This window comes from Marinobacter sp., assembly GCF_046484525.1.
Lineage (GTDB): Bacteria > Pseudomonadota > Gammaproteobacteria > Pseudomonadales > Oleiphilaceae > Marinobacter.
Window position 1 is genome coordinate 94,463 of record NZ_JAWOIS010000016.1, and the last position, 15,994, is coordinate 110,456.

At 58.3% G+C, this 15,994-nt stretch carries 17 protein-coding genes; 11 read left to right on the forward strand and 6 right to left on the reverse strand.

What is annotated here, in order from left to right; all coding sequences use genetic code 11:
• Positions 1-36: 36 nt before the first annotated feature.
• Positions 37-660: a YbhB/YbcL family Raf kinase inhibitor-like protein gene (locus tag R6W86_RS03930; RefSeq protein WP_410328079.1), complete on the forward strand. Its 624-nt coding sequence runs from the start codon at positions 37-39 to the stop codon at positions 658-660.
• 185 nt (positions 661-845) lie between these two features.
• On the opposite strand, the gene R6W86_RS03935 is transcribed toward R6W86_RS03930, so the two are convergent.
• Complete coding sequence (locus R6W86_RS03935) at positions 846-1,448, reverse strand: TetR/AcrR family transcriptional regulator (RefSeq protein ID WP_410328080.1); 603 nt, start codon at positions 1,446-1,448, stop codon at positions 846-848.
• A gap of 113 nt (positions 1,449-1,561) precedes the next feature.
• Between R6W86_RS03935 and R6W86_RS03940 the strand changes: the two genes are divergently transcribed.
• Together R6W86_RS03940 and R6W86_RS03945 are read left to right on the forward strand one after the other, a co-directional pair.
• Positions 1,562-2,116, forward strand: coding sequence for a carboxymuconolactone decarboxylase family protein (locus R6W86_RS03940; RefSeq protein ID WP_410328081.1), 555 nt, complete (start codon positions 1,562-1,564; stop codon positions 2,114-2,116).
• A gap of 91 nt (positions 2,117-2,207) precedes the next feature.
• The gene (locus R6W86_RS03945) at positions 2,208-2,900 is read left to right on the forward strand and encodes a TVP38/TMEM64 family protein (RefSeq protein ID WP_410328082.1); all 693 of its coding nucleotides are present in this window, start codon (positions 2,208-2,210) and stop codon (positions 2,898-2,900) included.
• 53 nt (positions 2,901-2,953) lie between these two features.
• On the opposite strand, the gene R6W86_RS03950 is transcribed toward R6W86_RS03945, so the two are convergent.
• Complete coding sequence (locus R6W86_RS03950) at positions 2,954-3,112, reverse strand: hypothetical protein (protein ID WP_410328083.1); 159 nt, start codon at positions 3,110-3,112, stop codon at positions 2,954-2,956.
• Between the two features lie 226 nt (positions 3,113-3,338).
• Here R6W86_RS03950 and R6W86_RS03955 point away from each other — a divergent pair, with 226 nt between their 5' ends.
• The 3 genes from R6W86_RS03955 to R6W86_RS03965 all read left to right on the forward strand — a co-directional run bounded on the left by R6W86_RS03955 (position 3,339) and on the right by R6W86_RS03965 (position 6,491).
• Complete coding sequence (locus R6W86_RS03955; protein ID WP_410328084.1) at positions 3,339-4,298, forward strand: sulfurtransferase; 960 nt, start codon at positions 3,339-3,341, stop codon at positions 4,296-4,298.
• 23 nt (positions 4,299-4,321) lie between these two features.
• Complete coding sequence (locus R6W86_RS03960; protein ID WP_410328085.1) at positions 4,322-5,536, forward strand: YeeE/YedE family protein; 1,215 nt, start codon at positions 4,322-4,324, stop codon at positions 5,534-5,536.
• A 253-nt stretch (positions 5,537-5,789) separates the two neighbouring features.
• Entirely contained in the window at positions 5,790-6,491 is a 702-nt protein-coding gene (locus R6W86_RS03965) for an SDR family NAD(P)-dependent oxidoreductase (protein WP_410328086.1), read from the forward strand.
• Between the two features lie 7 nt (positions 6,492-6,498).
• On the opposite strand, the gene R6W86_RS03970 is transcribed toward R6W86_RS03965, so the two are convergent.
• Both R6W86_RS03970 and R6W86_RS03975 read right to left on the reverse strand, forming a co-directional pair.
• Positions 6,499-7,674: an ADP-ribosylglycohydrolase family protein gene (locus R6W86_RS03970; RefSeq protein ID WP_410328087.1), complete on the reverse strand. Its 1,176-nt coding sequence runs from the start codon at positions 7,672-7,674 to the stop codon at positions 6,499-6,501.
• A 58-nt stretch (positions 7,675-7,732) separates the two neighbouring features.
• Positions 7,733-8,485 carry a YiiX/YebB-like N1pC/P60 family cysteine hydrolase gene (locus tag R6W86_RS03975; RefSeq protein ID WP_410328088.1) on the reverse strand — a complete coding sequence of 251 codons (753 nt, stop codon included), beginning with the start codon at positions 8,483-8,485 and terminating at the stop codon, positions 7,733-7,735.
• 175 nt (positions 8,486-8,660) lie between these two features.
• Here R6W86_RS03975 and R6W86_RS03980 point away from each other — a divergent pair, with 175 nt between their 5' ends.
• Positions 8,661-9,509 carry a cytochrome c peroxidase gene (locus R6W86_RS03980; RefSeq protein WP_410328089.1) on the forward strand — a complete coding sequence of 283 codons (849 nt, stop codon included), beginning with the start codon at positions 8,661-8,663 and terminating at the stop codon, positions 9,507-9,509.
• A 120-nt stretch (positions 9,510-9,629) separates the two neighbouring features.
• Positions 9,630-10,007: a DUF6969 family protein gene (locus R6W86_RS03985; protein ID WP_410328127.1), complete on the forward strand. Its 378-nt coding sequence runs from the start codon at positions 9,630-9,632 to the stop codon at positions 10,005-10,007.
• On the opposite strand, the gene R6W86_RS03990 is transcribed toward R6W86_RS03985, so the two are convergent.
• On the reverse strand, positions 9,970-10,230 hold the full coding sequence (locus tag R6W86_RS03990) for an anti-sigma factor family protein (RefSeq protein ID WP_410328090.1): 261 nt from the start codon (positions 10,228-10,230) through the stop codon (positions 9,970-9,972). The genes R6W86_RS03985 and R6W86_RS03990 overlap by 38 nt on opposite strands.
• Positions 10,224-10,844 (reverse strand): RNA polymerase sigma factor, encoded by a 621-nt coding sequence (locus R6W86_RS03995; protein WP_410328091.1) that lies wholly within the window; start codon positions 10,842-10,844, stop codon positions 10,224-10,226. The genes R6W86_RS03990 and R6W86_RS03995 overlap by 7 nt, the downstream gene beginning before the upstream one ends.
• A gap of 188 nt (positions 10,845-11,032) precedes the next feature.
• Between R6W86_RS03995 and R6W86_RS04000 the strand changes: the two genes are divergently transcribed.
• The 3 genes from R6W86_RS04000 to R6W86_RS04010 all read left to right on the forward strand — a co-directional run bounded on the left by R6W86_RS04000 (position 11,033) and on the right by R6W86_RS04010 (position 15,994).
• Positions 11,033-13,231, forward strand: a complete 2,199-nt coding sequence (locus R6W86_RS04000) for an FAD-dependent oxidoreductase (RefSeq protein ID WP_410328092.1) — start codon at positions 11,033-11,035, stop codon at positions 13,229-13,231.
• Positions 13,232-13,308: 77 nt separating this feature from the next.
• The gene (locus R6W86_RS04005; RefSeq protein ID WP_410328093.1) at positions 13,309-14,280 is read left to right on the forward strand and encodes a radical SAM protein; all 972 of its coding nucleotides are present in this window, start codon (positions 13,309-13,311) and stop codon (positions 14,278-14,280) included.
• Positions 14,281-14,590: 310 nt separating this feature from the next.
• Entirely contained in the window at positions 14,591-15,994 is a 1,404-nt protein-coding gene (locus R6W86_RS04010; protein ID WP_410328094.1) for a sodium:solute symporter family transporter, read from the forward strand.

The window sequence follows — 15,994 nt, forward strand, 5'->3', positions numbered from 1 at the left end:
CCAGGTCAACGTCAATTATCAACAGGAGACATTGCCGTGAAACTGCAGGTCCGAGGCATTGAAGAAGGTCAGCCGATTCCCGAGAAGTTCGCGTTCGGCGTCTACAGCGAAGAGGATCACATGAGCTTTGGTCCGAACAGGAACCCGGAGATAACCTGGGAGGGTGTCCCCGAAGTGACCAAAAGCGTTGTGGTGATTATGTTTGATCCGGATGTGCCAAGCGTGGCGGATGACGTGAACCAGGAAGGCAAGACTGTCTCGAAGGACCTGCCCCGGGTGGACTTCTTCCACTGGCTGCTGGTGGACATTCCCGCCAACGTGAACCGGATTCCGGAGGGCGAGGATAGCGATGGTGTGAGTCCGAAGGGCAAGGACCATGGCTCCGGTCCGATTGGTGTGCGGGGCATCAATAACTACACCCAATTCCTGGCAGGCAATCCGGACATGGCCGGTACCTACGCCGGCTACGACGGCCCTTGTCCGCCCTGGAATGACGAGATCATCCATCGCTACCATTTCGAGGTTTATGCACTGGATGTGGAAAGCCTGGGCCTCGAGGGTGAGTTTGATGGCAACGATGTCCGGGAAGCCATGAAAGGCCACGTGCTGGACAGTGCCCGGGTAACCGGGACTTACACCCTGAACCCGGACCTCCGGTGAGGCTTGGCCGGTAACCAGACTGTCTTGTGGGCGTCACCCGATTGTGCCCCGTCCGCAGGTTTGCGGGGACGCCCGGCCAGTGCTGGAGCGCCTGCCAACCGGGTTTGTGGGACACTAGGCACACCAGAGCAGGGAGCGTTACAGAACTCTTCAAAAATTGTCTTCTTATTCTCCAGGGGCCGGGGTCAGTCCGCACGATAGGCTTCGAGAATCCGCGCCATATCATCACCCAGGGCTTCCAGTTCGGCATGAGGGAGGTTGCGCTCGGCGATGGAGCGTAACCCCATGATCTGGCTTTGCAGCAGCCGGGCAAGGCGCCCGGGATCGACGGATTCCTTCAGTTCACCGTGTTCCCTGGCCTGCTCAAGCAAGTCTGTGAAGGACTGCTCTATCGCGCCGAGAATTGCCTGCGCCTGTTCGGACAAGCCCGCGTGGGTATTGCTGGATTCAAGCAGGGTTTTGACGATGAGGCAGGCACGGGAGGGGGTGATGCCTTTATTGGTGCAACCCAGGGCAATCCGGCGGAGATAATCCTGCAGCCCTTCGAGGATGGAATCGTAACCGGCCATGTGTTCGGCGAGCTCCGCGCCGCCCGCTTCGGCATAGCGGGTCAGGGCTTCCGAATACAGCCCATCCTTGCTGCCAAAGGTGGCGTAGATACTGCCGGGCCGCATATCCAGGGCCTGCTCGATCTGCTTCATCGAACTGCCGTGGTAGCCCTTTTTCCAAAACAGGCTGACGGCCCTCGCGAGGGCGGATTCCCGATCATAACTTGGAGGTCTGGGCATACCGATACCCTCTGTCGTCACTTTGAATGTTCGCTCAATTATATCTTGAATGATTGCTCAATAACAGTTAGCCTCAATGTTGTTGAGTAAACATTCAAGAACGGAGATAAACCATGGCTGATTTCAAGTTGCATGACATCGAATCTGCCCCGGAAGGCGCCAAGCCACTTCTGGAGAAGTCGCAAAAAGGTTTCGGCATGATTCCGAGCCTGCACGCAGTAATGGCGGAATCCCCCCAAGTGCTGGAGGCCTACCAGAAACTGCACCAGCTGGTGCTGGACAGCAGTTTCGATAATGAAGAGAAAACCGTGGTCTGGCAGACCATCAATGTCGAGAATGCCTGCCATTACTGCGTGCCGGCACATACTGGCATCGCCAAGATGATGGAAGTCTCCGATGACATCATTGAGCCGCTGCGTAACGAAACGCCGCTTCCGAACGAAAAGCTTGAAGCGCTTCGCGACTTCACCCTGGCGGTGATGCGCAAGCAGGGGAACGTCAGTCAGGAAGACCTGGATGCTTTCTTCAAGGCAGGCTACGGTCACAGGCAGGTGCTGGACGTTATTCTGACCCTGTCCCAGAAGACCATGAGCAACTACATCAACCACATTGCCCAAACGCCGGTTGATGAGCCGTTCCAGAAGTTTGCCTGGAGCAAGAACCAGTAAATCCGCCAGTTCAGGTCGTGTGGTTGGTTCCACGCGGCCCGCCCGCGTTCTTTTACCTTCCCGATGCCCCTGTGACGGGTAGAATACTCCAATGATCCGTTCACAGTGGCTGTTCCGTCTTTCCTTCCTGGCCATCGTCGCGTTGCTGATGGCCGCTATCTGGTTGCTGCTTCGGCAGCTGGGCATGCCTTCCAGCCTGGCGCCCGCGGCCCTGTCATACTGGCTGATGCACCAGGGTATGCTCGGCCCTGTGTTCCTGATGCTGATGATGATCCTTGCCGTCGTCGTCGGGCCGATTCCCACGCTACCCATCAGCGCCGCCGCCGGTCTGGTCTATGGCATGTTCACCGGTACGGCCATTGCCGTGGCTGGGGCGCTTGCCGGCTCCCTCATCGCCTTTTACCTGGCGCGGATCCTCGGGCGGGAGGCGGTACAACGCAAACTGGACCACAACCCGGTATTTTCGGCGCGGGGATCCCAGCGTTTTCTGTTCGTTGCGGTGCTGTTGACCCGCCTGATTCCCCTGTTCTCCTTCGCCCTGATCAGTTACGCCGCCGGGGTTACGGCCATCCAGGTCTGGCGCTATGCGCTGGCGACCGCTCTGGGAATGTTGCCGATGACCTTCGTTTTTGCCGGACTTGGCCACGGTTTCGAGCTCAACCCGGTGCTGACGGTCATCGCCGCAGCCACCATCCTGTTGGTCATGAGCACCTTGCCTTTGTATCTAGGCCGTCGCCCGCATTCCCGCCTTGCCCGTTGGCTGCATCTGGATGGCAGGGTTTGATTGCAGGGTGGAGGCAAGGCTGAGCGAGGCAAACTGCCTCGCCGTGAAAGTGGTTATTTTGCGGATACCCGCACATCCGCGACAGAGTCAGCGGTTTTGTTGGGGTAGCTGCGGGCCTCGTTGATGTCGTCCGCTTTTCCATTCATGGCCAGCGCTGTGGTGGCAGACAAGGCCAGAACAAAAGAAGCCAGAATCAGGGTGATTCTTTTCATGATCCATACTCCATTGCCGTTTCAGAGATGGCAGCGTCTTTCGCGAAGTCGTTGCCGTTAGCTCATAGACACTGGAATCATGGGGGGCGTTACACCGGAGCGAGCTTTTGAGTGGAAATTTTTCTCATTTGCATAGATTAAAAGGATATAAATTAATCTATTTTAATAACGCAGGCTGCGATTCATAATGGTCATTCAAAATCAAACTCCCTTCGGAGGTGCGCCCATGATTCGTTTGGCGACATTATCAGTTCTATTCCTGTTCAGCGCCTTTTGCTTCGGGGCCAAGGCCGAGGTGCCGGCCCTGGTAGACGCTGCCTGGTTGAATAACCGCTTGGGTGATGACCAACTGGTGGTTCTGGATGTTCGCTCCGGCATTGATAACGGTGGTGATCGGAGCAGCTTCCAGCAAGGCCATATTCCCGGCTCAGTTTATAGCAGTTACACCAACGATGGCTGGCGGGAAAGCCGGGACGGAGTAACCGGGCTAATACCCCCGGTGCGTTCCCTGGAGCGCCTTATTGGTGGTTTGGGTATTACCAATGACGCGACCGTGGTTGTTGTGTCGGCTGGAACAGGAGTAACCGATTTCGGCAGTGCGGCCCGGGTCTACTGGACGTTCCGGGTGTTGGGCCATGACGCGGTAACGATCCTCAACGGGGGTTTTGCCGGCTGGAAAGCTGCGGGCTATGACGTTGCCACGGGCGATGGCGCACGCTTGCCGGTGGCACAGTTCAAGGGCGACTTTCAGGAACCTCTCCTGGCCAGCCTCGAGGAGGTCCAGCAGGCCCGTGAAACCCAGGCACAGTTGGTAGACGCCCGCCCGGCGGATTATTTCCGGGGTGAGACCAAGTCGCCGGCGGCCAAAGCACCCGGCACCATTCCCGGTTCCCGGAACCTGCCCCATGACTCGTTCATCAACCAGCAGGACCAGGTGTTCTATCTGAACCGGGATGCGATTACCGAAAAGGTAAACATAGCCGAGCTGGATCCCCGGGCCCGTACCATCGCCTTCTGCAACACCGGACACTGGGCCGCGACCGACTGGTTCGTGCTGAGCGAGCTGGCGGGTTTCGACGAAGTGGCGCTGTACGACGGCTCCATGGCGGAATGGTCCCAGGACAGTGACCGCCCGATGCAGGTGGCGAAGAAAGGCCTCAGCAAACTGCTGGACCTGTTTAACTGATTGCCTGATTGAATGGAAACGTGATGACTGATTCCGCAGTTCTTCAGCCGGATCTCCAGCAACCACCCTGGCAGGTGGACCGGTTTATTGTCTCGACCGCGCTGGCGGGCTTCGCCCTGCTGGGTGGGTTGATCTGGCTGGAAACGGCCCCCTTCATGGTGGTGCTGTTTGTGGTGGGCACCGTGCTGGGTATGGCCCTCTATCACGGTGCCTTCGGCTTTACCGCCGGCTGGCGCAACCTGGTGGTCAAGAGGCGCGGCGCCGGCATGCGCGCCCAGTTATTGTTGTTCGCGGTGAGCTCCCTGGTCATGGTGCCCATGCTCCATAGTGGTCAGGAAGGCCTGGTGGGTGCGGTGGCGCCGGTGGGCACTTCCTTGGTGGTTGGCTCATTCCTTTTCGGCATCGGTATGCAGCTGGGGGGTGGTTGTGGTTCCGGCACCCTGTTTACCGTGGGCGCTGGCAACATTCGGATGGTGGTCACGTTGGTGTTCTTCATTGCCGGTGCGGTGCTCGGCTCCATCCACCTGCCCTGGTGGCTGAATCAGCCCGGGTTCGATCCGGTACCGCTGGTGAACAGCTTTGGTGTCGTCGGGGCCATTCTGGTCCAGTTTGTTGGTCTAGGTTTGATCGCGTGGTGGGTCAACCGGATCGAACGCAAGGCTCATGGTTCGATTGAGCGGGATGAACTGCTGTGGAAAGGTCAGAGCCACGGTGTGCTGAGAACCCTGCTCAGCGGCCGCTGGCCGTTTACCTGGGCCATACTGATTCTTGCGGTCGGCAATGCCCTGACCCTGGCCATCGGTGGTGCGCCCTGGAGTATCACGTTTGCCTTTAACGTCTGGGGCGCGAAGGTTCTGGAAGTGGTAGGCGTTAACATGGCCCAGTTCGAGTTCTGGACCTGGGATTACCCCGCCATGGCCCTGAAGGATTCGGTGCTGACCAACATCCCCTCGGTGATGAATTTCGGGATACTGCTGGGCGCGATGCTGGCGGCGGGTCTGGCCAACCGTTTTAATGAAGCCAGCCGCAACCGTCCGGAAGGGCGCCAGTTCCTGGCTGCCGTGGTGGGTGGCTTGTTGCTCGGCTACGGTGCCCGTCTGGGCTTTGGCTGCAATATCGGAGCGCTGTTTTCCGGTATTGCCTCGGCCAGCTTGCATGCCTGGGTATGGTTTGCCTGCGCTTTCGCTGGTTCACTGATCGGAATCCGGCTGCGGCCCTGGTTCCGTCTGCCAAACTGATGCGAGAGGAGACGATGGACAGACCGTATAGCCGTACTCGCATTCTGGTAATGCTTACCATCATTCTGGTGCTGATTATGGCGGACCACCTGAGAAGCCCCACCTTTGCCTTCAATTCGGGCCAGGGGAATGTGGAAACGGCCTTGATGCAGCGAGACGACAGGGCCTGTGCCCCTTGTGGGGCGCCCTGTCCTTCAACACGAGACTGACCATTTCCTGACAGACGAGCCGGTACACCCGGCAGGAGAGACGGATGATGAGCAAGGTATGCGTGGTAATGGGTGTTGGCCCGGGTAATGGCGAGGCCTTTGTAAAACGCTTCTGCAACGAGGGTTATCAGGTGGCGATGCTGGCCCGTAGTGAAGACTACCTGAAGCAGCTTGAACAGTCGGTGGACAGCGCCCATGCGTTCCCCTGCGACATGATGCAGCCTGAGCGGATTGGCTCGGTGCTGGCGGCAATCGAGAGCAAGCTCGGGCCGGTTTCGGTGATGTTGTATAACGCCGGGGGCGGTGTGTTCAAAAGCGTGGAAGAAGCCAGTCTGGAAGACTTCGAGGCCAACTGGCGCCTGAACGTGCAGGGCCTGGTGGCCGCTACCAAAGCGGCATTGCCACAGCTTCGCCAGCACGACACTGCCAGCATTGTCGTCACCAGCGCGTCGGCAGCGACCCGGGGACGGGCCAATACCGCACCCTTTGCATCGGCTAAGGCCGCACAGCGCAGCCTGGCCCAGTCACTGGCGCGACAGCTGGGGCCGGAGAAGATTCACGTGGCCAATGTGGTGATTGATGGCGTGGTGGATTTACCGCGCACGCGCGAGATGCTTCCGGACAAGCCGGACGATTTTTTTGTCCAGCCCTCTGCGGTGGCGGACGCGGTCTGGGACCTTTGCCAGCAGAATCCTTCCGCCTGGACGTTTGAGCTGGATATCCGGCCGTTCGGGGAAAGCTGGTAGCGAAATCTCATGAACCATACACCAGTGATTCAATATCCCGGTAAACAGTTGCTGCATCGGTTACCCGTGCCAACCAGCTCAGAGGGATACCGTGTTCCGTGCCAACGCCATGAACAGACGCCATGGCCGGGCCGATAATCCAGGCCCGGCCACAGGAATCGCCGCCGCAATGAATATTGGCGCGAATTGCCTCTGTATAACTATTGGCATGGCTCAGGATATGAAAGATCACCGGCATGGCTTCATGCAGATAGCAGGTGCGGCCGAAGGTGTCGCCGGCAGCTGCCGCATCCAGTCGATCACCGCACCGTGCCTTATTCAGATTGTCCGGGTCCTCCGCTTCGGCCGTGGCGGAGTCCAGAGCGTCTGATATCGGTTTGCCCTGATAAAGACCCTCCAGAAGTCTTGCTGCGCACTTCGCCCAGGCAACGGCCTCATCGTTGTGGTTGGTCACCTGCACCGCCCCTTCCGTTTTTTTCAGAAGGTCATCGCTACCGCAATAACAGGCCACCAGCGGTGGCAGTTTGGAGACAGCCGGCAGTTGCATGTCATTGGCGCCGCTCTCAGGCAGCAGGTGCTGGTCGATGGTTTCAGCAATATAAACCCCCGCTTCCTGGACTGCGGTTTCCTGATAGGTCAGGTCGATGGCCCGGCGAACCGGGTCTGCCAGCTGCTTGCCACTCAGGCGGCGGGAGTAGGGCAGCACTTTCTGCACCAGTATGCGCTTCTGCTGGTCAGTCAGGTCGGCCGTGGTCGTTGAGAGAGCCTGTTCAATGGCGTTCTGTTCAATGGTGTTCAGGTTATTTAGGGTGACCCGCGTGGGGTTGTCGATGTAGCCCTGCCACTGACCACCCGGCCCAAAGTACGCACGAAAGCGGCGTTGGTAATCGCGGATATCCAGCCTGCCCTCGTTTGCCAGCAGGCTGTCGGTGATCACACCTGTGGCAGCACCATAATGACTGACATCGCCAACCTGTTTGCCCTCATGGGCAAAGTAACCGAATACGCCTTTGAAATAGTCGCCATCCGGCGGCAGGAATTCCGGTGATTCACCGCCTACTTCCAGAATGCGCGGGCTGTCATACAGCCAGTGCAGACCAAGGCTCGCTGCATCCCCAACCCAGCCTCCGGCCAGGGCGGCGATAACACCAGGTTTTCTGTCGTTGGGCAGGAGGCTGTTCATTGGAAATCCTCTCTGGTCGGTTTCAGGGTCTGGTTGATTTCCGCACAGGAAAGATGGCTCAATCCGCCCATTGAAATTGTCGGTAATCAAATCCCTGCTCGACAGTGGGTTTGATGACGTCAAAGTAGGGAGAGGCATCGAAATCCCGGGGGGCGAACAAGGAGTGATGACGAATGCGGAAGTGTTCGCGCGACTGGGCATTCGAATCGTAGTCATCATCTGGTGTATCCAACCTTACAGGTAGTATTGGATACCGGATCGACTGAAAGCCCTGGGCGATAAACGTGGAACAAATCGCCCTGGTGGGGTCCCCGCTGCCTAGCGCCAGCATGGAACGCCGGTAGCGAGTAGGTACCGGGGGTGTAGGGCAAAGATAGCGCGCCAGGTCCCAGACGTTTTTCAGGTCATATTGGTGCCCGAGTCGGCTTTTCGAGTAGCTGACCAGCTTGCTGATGTCTTCGTCACACAATCCTATGGGACGGCAGATGCGGGTGTGAAAGTGCCGGTAGAAGGATAGCGGAAGTGAGCGGATACCTTCCTCGAGATCCGCTTCGACCAATACCTGAGGCTCGCCGTCTTCCATTATTGCCAGGGATGCGTTCGGGCCCAGGTAGAGGGCGGCATGGGACCAGGTAGACTGGGTCAGGTACTTGATGGCGGTACTGATTCGCGTATTACCTTCGACCAGAAGCACATCGCCGGGCTTGATAGAGCACTGCATGGCCTCCCAGCTGGAGGTTCGAACGGAGTGGCATTTGATCTGTTTGGAAAGATAGGCGGCCAGGCGCCGCGACAGCCAGTCAAGCAGCATGTGATACCCCGGTTGCGCGTTCGCAGTCATTTATAGGACTGACAAACCACTGACAAAATTGTTACAGATCGGTGTAATAGTTCCGGAACTCATGTGTCTCTTTCCTGACCGCCCCTTCGGGCGGTGACGGGCTCCGAAGGCCCAAACCATAACTCCATGATCAGGGAGAGAGACAATGTCCACAATACATCCTCTGAGAAATGCGATTCGTACTTCGTTCGAACATCACCGCGCCACCTGGTGGTCTGCGGCCCTGGTGACGGCCATGCTGGGCACCGGCGGGCTCGCAGCTGCAGCCTGTAGCCCCTGTTCTCCTTGCAAGAACAAGTGCAAGGCAGAACAGTACTGCAAGGCCGGGTGTAACCCTTGCGCAGCCAAAAATCCTTGTGCCACCAATAATCCCTGCGCCGCAAAGAACCCCTGTGCCAGCAAGGGCTGTAATCCCTGTGCCACAAAGACCTGTAACCCCTGTGCGGCTTCGGGGAAGTGTGGCGCCAAACCCAACCCCTGTGCCGCGAAAAAGGTCTCCAGGCCGGCCAACTATCAGCCCTATGAGGGGAATCCCTGCAAGCTGATGGCGCTGGGGGAGAAGCTGTTCAACGATACCTCCCTGAGTGGCAATGGCCTGTCCTGCGCGACCTGCCATAACGATGGCGCCGGCTACAACGCCACTTTTGCAAAGGCCTATCCGCACTCCGTGGCCATGGCTCGCGATATGTTTGGTATGGATTCGGTGCATCTGGATGAGATGGTCCAGATCTGCATGGTCCAGCCCATGGCAGCCGAGCCTCTGGACTGGAGTGGCGAACAGCTGGCGGCACTTACCACCTATATGGGTAAGGTCCAGGAGCAACTGGCCGTGAATCCATGTGCCCTGAAGGGTGGTAAATGCGGTGCCCGCAATCCATGTGCCGGTAAAAACCCCTGCGCCACGAAGAATCCGTGTGCGACCAAAAATCCCTGTGCGGCGAAGAACCCCTGTTCCGCCAGCGCCCGGAGACCACTGGCAGATGCCGCTGCCTGAGGTTGCTGCAAATGTTCATGGGCGCGACTTCCGGGAATTTCCCGAAGTCGCGCCGACAGGAGGTGAAAGGTTATGACAGAACTTCGTATTCCCGGCTTGGCGAACCTGGTCGCCATTTCCATGGACGCCTGGGGCTATCCCACCGACCTGTTCACGGTAAATCGCTGGGTGACCGATGAGAGCTGGCTACCGGCCTCAACGACTGCGACCGTGCTTGATCAATTCACCATTGACCACGCTTACCCCAGCTGGCCACTGAACCGGTGGTTGACGGCCATGGTGCGTGGTTTCCGGCCCCAGATCGAAGCGTTGTTGCGTCACCGGGACCATTCCGATCGATGTAGAGAGTTGGGCGGACAGGCTCGAGGCCGAACGGCAAAGACGAGTTCAGGCGGTTGGTCCGAGAGAAAACAGGGGCATGCAAAAAATCCCGGGAGTGTGAGACCGACGCCGGGAGTATTCATTCGTCGTCTTTGTCCCGGGTTCTTCGCGTCTTGAGTGCTTCGGAGACCCGTTCGTCGATCCGGCGCAGGAGTTCCTCATCCGGATGGCCGGCGGAGTGCGCCCGCATAAGGTCGGTACTGGCGCGCAGGTTGCCGATAAAGGTCCGGCAGTCCTTGCACATCATCAGGTGCATTTTCACGGACAGATTCCGCCGGCCGTTCAGTTCGCCATCGATGTAGTCGCTGGCTATTTCGGCCAGGTCCCTGCACATTAACATTCGCCCGTCTCCTGGAAGTTCTCCACCATGAGGAAGATCTTCTGCCTCGCTCGGTGTAAAAGTACCCGAAGGTTAGAGGCACTGACATCCAGAATGTTACAGACATCCTCGGATTTGTGCTGGTGGGCTTCGTAGAGAATCAGGGCGGAGCGCTGGGACTCCGGCAGAGCGGACAAGTGTTTGTTGAGACAATCGCTGAGTGCGCCATTTTCCATCAGGGTATCGGCGGATTCGTGGAACTGCAGCTTTGGCGGCACATCCCATCGGCCAGTGGCGTTGAAGCGTTCGGCCAGCTCCGGTTCGAGACCCTCGGAAAAGTCGGTAGCCACCTCCCGTTTGCTGGCGCGGAGCTTGTTCTTGCACCGGTTTGCGACGATCCGGTGCAGCCAGGTTTTCAGACCGGAACGGCCTTCAAATTTGTGTATGGCATCAATTACCGTAACCCAGCAATCCTGGACAATTTCTTCGGCACTGGAGTGGTCGAGATAGAACCGGGCGACCGCCAGCATACCCGGGGAGTACTCGCGCACCGCTTGCTTGTAGGCGCTCGAATCACCTTGTTTAAGTGCTTCGATCAGTGAAGTTTCAGCTTCCGGATGCACCGCTGTGTTCATGGGTTTCCGTCCCTTGTCAGTCTGCCTTGGATCTGTGTGTCTTTATAGTGTTTCGGATTCCGGAAAAGTTCCGCTATTCTGTAGCGATTGCTCAAAAATATCAATTCAGGGACGATGTAACATCCTGCCGGTGATCGTGTCTCAGCAATAACAGCGTACTGGTTTATAAATTTTTTGCAGGTATGGACATGAATCGAAGCAAGCTATTACTCATTCTGGCTATCGCCACCATCGTGGCTGTTTTTATTGGCCTGGACGGCCACAAGCTGTTGACCCTGGAAAACCTGCAGTCGCATCAGGCTGCCTTGGGGCAATGGATTGACCGACACCTGCTGGTCGCGGTGATCGGTTATGGGTTGATTTATGTGGTCGTGACGGCCCTGTCTCTGCCTGGCGCAACCATCATGACCCTGGCCGGCGGTGCCTTCTTCGGAAATCTCTATGGCTTGGCTGCGGTATCCATTGCTTCGACCGTGGGTGCTTCCCTGGCCTTTCTGGTGGCAAGATTCCTGTTAAGGGATACCCTGCGGGAGCGCTACAAGGACACCATTGCAAAGATCGACAGAGGCATTGAAAAGGACGGTGCCTTCTACCTGGCAACCCTGCGCCTGGTGCCGGTTTTTCCGTTCTTCCTGATCAACCTGGCCATGGGCCTGACCGGTATGAAGTTGCGCACTTATGCCTTGGTTAGCTGGATTGCCATGCTGCCGGGGACCTTTGTCTACGTGAATGCCGGCACCCAGCTGGGTCAGATCCAGTCCACTGGCGACATCGTGTCCGCCGACCTGCTCCTGTCCTTCGCCCTGCTCGGGCTGTTCCCCCTCATCGCCAAGTTTGTGGTGGGTTTCATCCGTCGCCGCCGGGTGTATGCCGGCTGGAAAAAACCCGAGCATTTTGACTACAACCTGCTGGTCATTGGCGGTGGTTCTGCAGGCCTGGTCTCGGCCTACATTGCTGCGGCCGTCAAGGCGAAAGTAGCCCTGATCGAGAAGCACAAAATGGGCGGTGACTGTCTCAACACCGGCTGCGTACCCTCCAAGGCCCTGATTCGCAGCGCCAAGGCGGCCGACACCTTGCGTCACGCCAATCGCTACGGCCTGGAGTCGGTGCCGGTGAAGGGCTCATTCAAGACCATCATGAATCGGGTCAGGGACGTGATCGCGCGGGTGGAACCCCACGATTCCCCCGAGCGCTACCGCAAGTTGGGTGTGGACTGCATCTCCGGCGAGGCGAGCTTCGTATCTCCCTGGGAGCTGGAGGTTCGGCACAACGATGGTCACGCCGAACGGCTGACGGCGCGCAGCATCGTCGTGGCCACCGGTGGCAGGCCAGCCATGCCGCCAATTCCGGGGCTTGAAGACATGGAGCCGCTGACTTCCGAGAACCTGTGGGAACTGCAGGAACAACCGCGGCGCTTGCTGGTGCTGGGCGGTGGTCCGATCGGTTCCGAGCTGGCCCACGCCTTTGCCCGTCTGGGCAGTAAAGTAACCCAGTTGGAGGGGGGCGAACGTCTGCTGTCGAAGGAAGATCCCGATGTTGCCTTGGTGGTGCTGAAACAGTTCGAGGCCGATGGCATAGACGTCCGGCTCAAGCATTCTGCGGCCGAGTTCCACATTGAGAACGGCGAGAAGGTCGCTTACTGCGAGCATGAGGGTGAACGCGTGAGAATTCCGTTCGATCAGGTGCTGGTAGCGGTCGGCCGTGCAGCCAACACCTCCGGCCTGAACCTGGAGCGGATAGGCGTGGACACCCTGCCCAACGGTACCGTGCCGGTTGAAGAGGATATGAGCGTACGTTACCCGAACGTGTTTGCCTGTGGAGATGTGGCCGGTCCTTACCAGTTCACTCACGCCGCCGCCCATCAGGCATGGTACGCGGCGGTGAACGGCCTGTTTGGCCAGTTCAAACGTTTCCGGGTGGACTACCGGGTGATGCCTTGGGTGACCTTTACCTCGCCGGAGGTGGCGCGGGTTGGCCTCAGTGAAGCCGAAGCGAAGGATAAGGGAATTGCCTACGAAGTCACCCGCTATGGCCTGGATGATCTGGACCGGGCGATAGCCGAGAGCGAGGACTATGGCTTCATCAAGGTGCTGACACCTCCGGGCAAGGACAAGATTCTGGGCGCGGTTGTAGTAGGCACCCACGCCGGTGAAATCCTTGCGGAATTCACTCTGGCGATGAAACATGGCCTGGGCCTGAACAAGATCCTCGGTACCATCCACCCCTACCCAACCTGGAACGAGTCCGCCAAGTACGCGGCCGGCGAATGGAAACGCGCCCACGCGCCGGAAGGCATCCTCAAGCTTCTTGAGAAACTTCACGGTTGGCGCCGCGGTAAAAAAGGCCAGAGCCAGCAGGAAAAACGTAAAGAGGTGACGACGGGCTAAAAAGTCGGGCGGTTGCTGTAACAGAACTGCCTAACCCGTGTCTTTGCCCAATAACATTGAATGATCGAGGAGCATCTATGCCCCTGACCGAAACCCGACCGGCCCGCAGTAAACGCATTCCGGCCGTGGAAGTCCTCGAACCCCGGGCGTTCGACAGCTGGACCCACACCCGCAACGGTGACCCCCGGGGTTACATCGATTCGGACAAGCTCAAGGAACTGTGGATTCACACGGGCACCGCCTGCAACCTGGCCTGCCCGTTCTGCCTCGAGGGTTCCCACCCTGGCGACGGCCGCATCCCCGGCATGAAACTCAGCGATGTGAAGCCATTTATCCACGAAGCCATCGACATGGGTGTGGAACAGTTTTCGTTCACCGGTGGCGAACCGTTTGTCATCCGGGATTTCGTCAACATCCTCGATTACGCCAGCCAGCACCGGCCCTGCTTTGTGCTCACCAATGGCACCGGGCCCTTGCTGAAGCGTCGGCAACAGGTGCTGCCGCTGTTGGACAATCCCTTTCCGATCCATTTCCGGGTCAGTCTCGATTTCCCGGACCGGGCGCGTCACGACAAGGACCGGGGCGAAGGCAGCTTCGACCAGGCGCTGGAGGGCATTCGCTGGTTGATCGAGCAGGGCTTCAAGGTGTCCATTGCCCGCCAGACCGACCCGGAAGAGATTCCCTCAGACGTCGAGGCGGCGTTCCGTGACATTTTCCGTGAGTGGAATATCCCGGAGGACCTGGCCTTTACCGCGTTCCCGGATCTGGGCACACCGGGTTCCGAGGATGGCAGTCCGGAGATTACCGAGACCTGCATGGATACGTATCCGACCAAGGAATCGCGGGCGCATTTCATGTGTACCTATACCCGGATGCTGGTGAAGAAGGGCGATGCGGTGCGGGTCTATGCCTGCACGCTGGTGGATGATGATCCGCAGTATGACCTGGGCGGGTCGTTGGCCGAGAGCATGGATGAGCGGATTATGTTGCGGCATCACCGGTGTTTTTCCTGTTATCGGTTTGGGGCTAGTTGTTCGGCTCCTGGGTAGTTGGTGTTTCAGGACTGATAGTTGGGAGTTGGCGGCCTGGGGGGTGGGGATCGTTTCTCCTTGGAAAAAAGAACTCGCTGCGCTCAGACAATTTTTCCGGCAGAGAAACGATCCCCACCCCCCAGGCCGCGGAAACGATTTTGCTATTCGTTAGAAAAAGAAAAGATAAGAAACAAAGAAATTTGAGTTTTCGTGGTGACCAGCAGCTCTGATCGGGGAATTCACGACCCTGTCCCTGTCATCGCCGGCACCACTCAAGCCAAGAAACCCCGGGAAGAGCCCCGGACAAAACAACAGACCGGAAAGAAAGATGAACTTTACTGAAGCCTCCCTGTTCTGGGGATTTCTGCTGGTATACGGCGTCGTGATGTATGTGCTGTCGCCAAAGAGCAAGAACGCGAATTCGTTCTATAAAGGCGCCGATGATCAGGGGAATCCGGTTGGTCAGTGGTCACTGACGGCCAGTATTTTTATCAGCTGGATCTTCGCCAAGTCGGTGACCAATGCGGCCAACCTGGGGGCGGCCTACGGCGTTGTCGGTGGTCTGGCCTATGCCAGTTACTGGTTGTCGATTCCGGTGGCCGGTTATGTGATCTACCTGATTCGGACCCAGACCGGGGCAAGGAGCCTGCAGGATTTTCTGACCTCCCGGTTTGGCCGGCTGGCCAGTCTGGCGTTTGCGGCGGCGATTCTGATCCGGCTTTATAACGAGGTGTGGAGTAACACCGCGGTCGTGGGTGGTTACTTCGGACTGCCCGGGGAGTGGGAGTTTTACGCGGCGGCGATGGTCTTTACCGTGTTTACCCTGGCCTACAGCCTGAAAGGCGGGCTGCGTTCGTCGATCTTTACCGATGTGATCCAGGCCTTCGTGTTTGTGTTCTTTGTCGGGGCAGTGCTGTTCCTCATCGTTCCGGCCAATGATACCAGTGCCCTGCTTTCCAATGGTGAGTTCCGGCTGGATGCCGGCTTTGATCTGCTGCTCGTGGCCCTTCTTCAGCTGTTCAGTTATCCGTTTCACGATCCGGTGCTGACCGACCGGGGATTCGTGAACAAGGAAAAGACCATGCTCAGGAGTTTTGTGGTCGCCGGTCTGCTGGGCTTTGTTGCGGTGTTCATTTTCAGCCTCGTGGGTGTCCATGCGCGCCTGAACGGTATCGAAGCCATGGGCAATGCGCCGGCGGCTGTGGGTCAGTCGCTCGGGCTGGCGGCGTTGTTCTTCATGAGTGTGGTGATGATGACCTCTGCCGGCTCCACCCTGGATTCCACGTTTACCTCGCTGGCGAAATCCTTGGCGGTAGACCTGCCACGACTTGCCGGGCGTGCAAAAGACCGTTTGCCCAGCATACGGGTTGGCGCTGTGGTGATGGTCGTGTTTGCCTTTGCTGGAAACCTCCCGATGTTTGCCGGCACCGACATCCTGAAGGCCACGACCATCTCCGGCACTATGGTGATGGGCCTTGCGCCGGTGTTCCTGTTCTACGGCTTCACCCGCTGGTCGCCCTGGAGTTTTCACCTGAGTTTCTGGACCGGCCTGGGGCTGGGTGCCTTGCTGGCCGTGGGCCTGATTCCCCCAAGCTGGGCCATTGGTGAGGGCAAGTACGCCATGCTGCTGGGCGTGAATGCCTGGGGCTTCCTGATCTGTTCCGCCGGGTTCTTTATGCCTCTGGTGCTAAGGCGCCTGGCGGGGCGCTCCCTGGCCGCCGGGGAGGCCTGA

Coding starts and splice junctions, on each gene's coding strand:
- R6W86_RS04005 (WP_410328093.1), top strand. CDS start 13,309: ATGCCCCTGACCGAAACCCGACCGGCCCGCAGTAAACGCATTCCGGCC.
- R6W86_RS03935 (WP_410328080.1), bottom strand. CDS start 1,448: ATGCCCAGACCTCCAAGTTATGATCGGGAATCCGCCCTCGCGAGGGCC.
- R6W86_RS03945 (WP_410328082.1), top strand. CDS start 2,208: ATGATCCGTTCACAGTGGCTGTTCCGTCTTTCCTTCCTGGCCATCGTC.
- R6W86_RS03985 (WP_410328127.1), top strand. CDS start 9,630: ATGGACGCCTGGGGCTATCCCACCGACCTGTTCACGGTAAATCGCTGG.
- R6W86_RS04010 (WP_410328094.1), top strand. CDS start 14,591: ATGAACTTTACTGAAGCCTCCCTGTTCTGGGGATTTCTGCTGGTATAC.
- R6W86_RS03975 (WP_410328088.1), bottom strand. CDS start 8,485: ATGCTGCTTGACTGGCTGTCGCGGCGCCTGGCCGCCTATCTTTCCAAA.
- R6W86_RS03940 (WP_410328081.1), top strand. CDS start 1,562: ATGGCTGATTTCAAGTTGCATGACATCGAATCTGCCCCGGAAGGCGCC.
- R6W86_RS03980 (WP_410328089.1), top strand. CDS start 8,661: ATGTCCACAATACATCCTCTGAGAAATGCGATTCGTACTTCGTTCGAA.
- R6W86_RS04000 (WP_410328092.1), top strand. CDS start 11,033: ATGAATCGAAGCAAGCTATTACTCATTCTGGCTATCGCCACCATCGTG.
- R6W86_RS03960 (WP_410328085.1), top strand. CDS start 4,322: ATGACTGATTCCGCAGTTCTTCAGCCGGATCTCCAGCAACCACCCTGG.
- R6W86_RS03955 (WP_410328084.1), top strand. CDS start 3,339: ATGATTCGTTTGGCGACATTATCAGTTCTATTCCTGTTCAGCGCCTTT.
- R6W86_RS03950 (WP_410328083.1), bottom strand. CDS start 3,112: ATGAAAAGAATCACCCTGATTCTGGCTTCTTTTGTTCTGGCCTTGTCT.
- R6W86_RS03990 (WP_410328090.1), bottom strand. CDS start 10,230: ATGTTAATGTGCAGGGACCTGGCCGAAATAGCCAGCGACTACATCGAT.
- R6W86_RS03970 (WP_410328087.1), bottom strand. CDS start 7,674: ATGAACAGCCTCCTGCCCAACGACAGAAAACCTGGTGTTATCGCCGCC.
- R6W86_RS03965 (WP_410328086.1), top strand. CDS start 5,790: ATGATGAGCAAGGTATGCGTGGTAATGGGTGTTGGCCCGGGTAATGGC.
- R6W86_RS03995 (WP_410328091.1), bottom strand. CDS start 10,844: ATGAACACAGCGGTGCATCCGGAAGCTGAAACTTCACTGATCGAAGCA.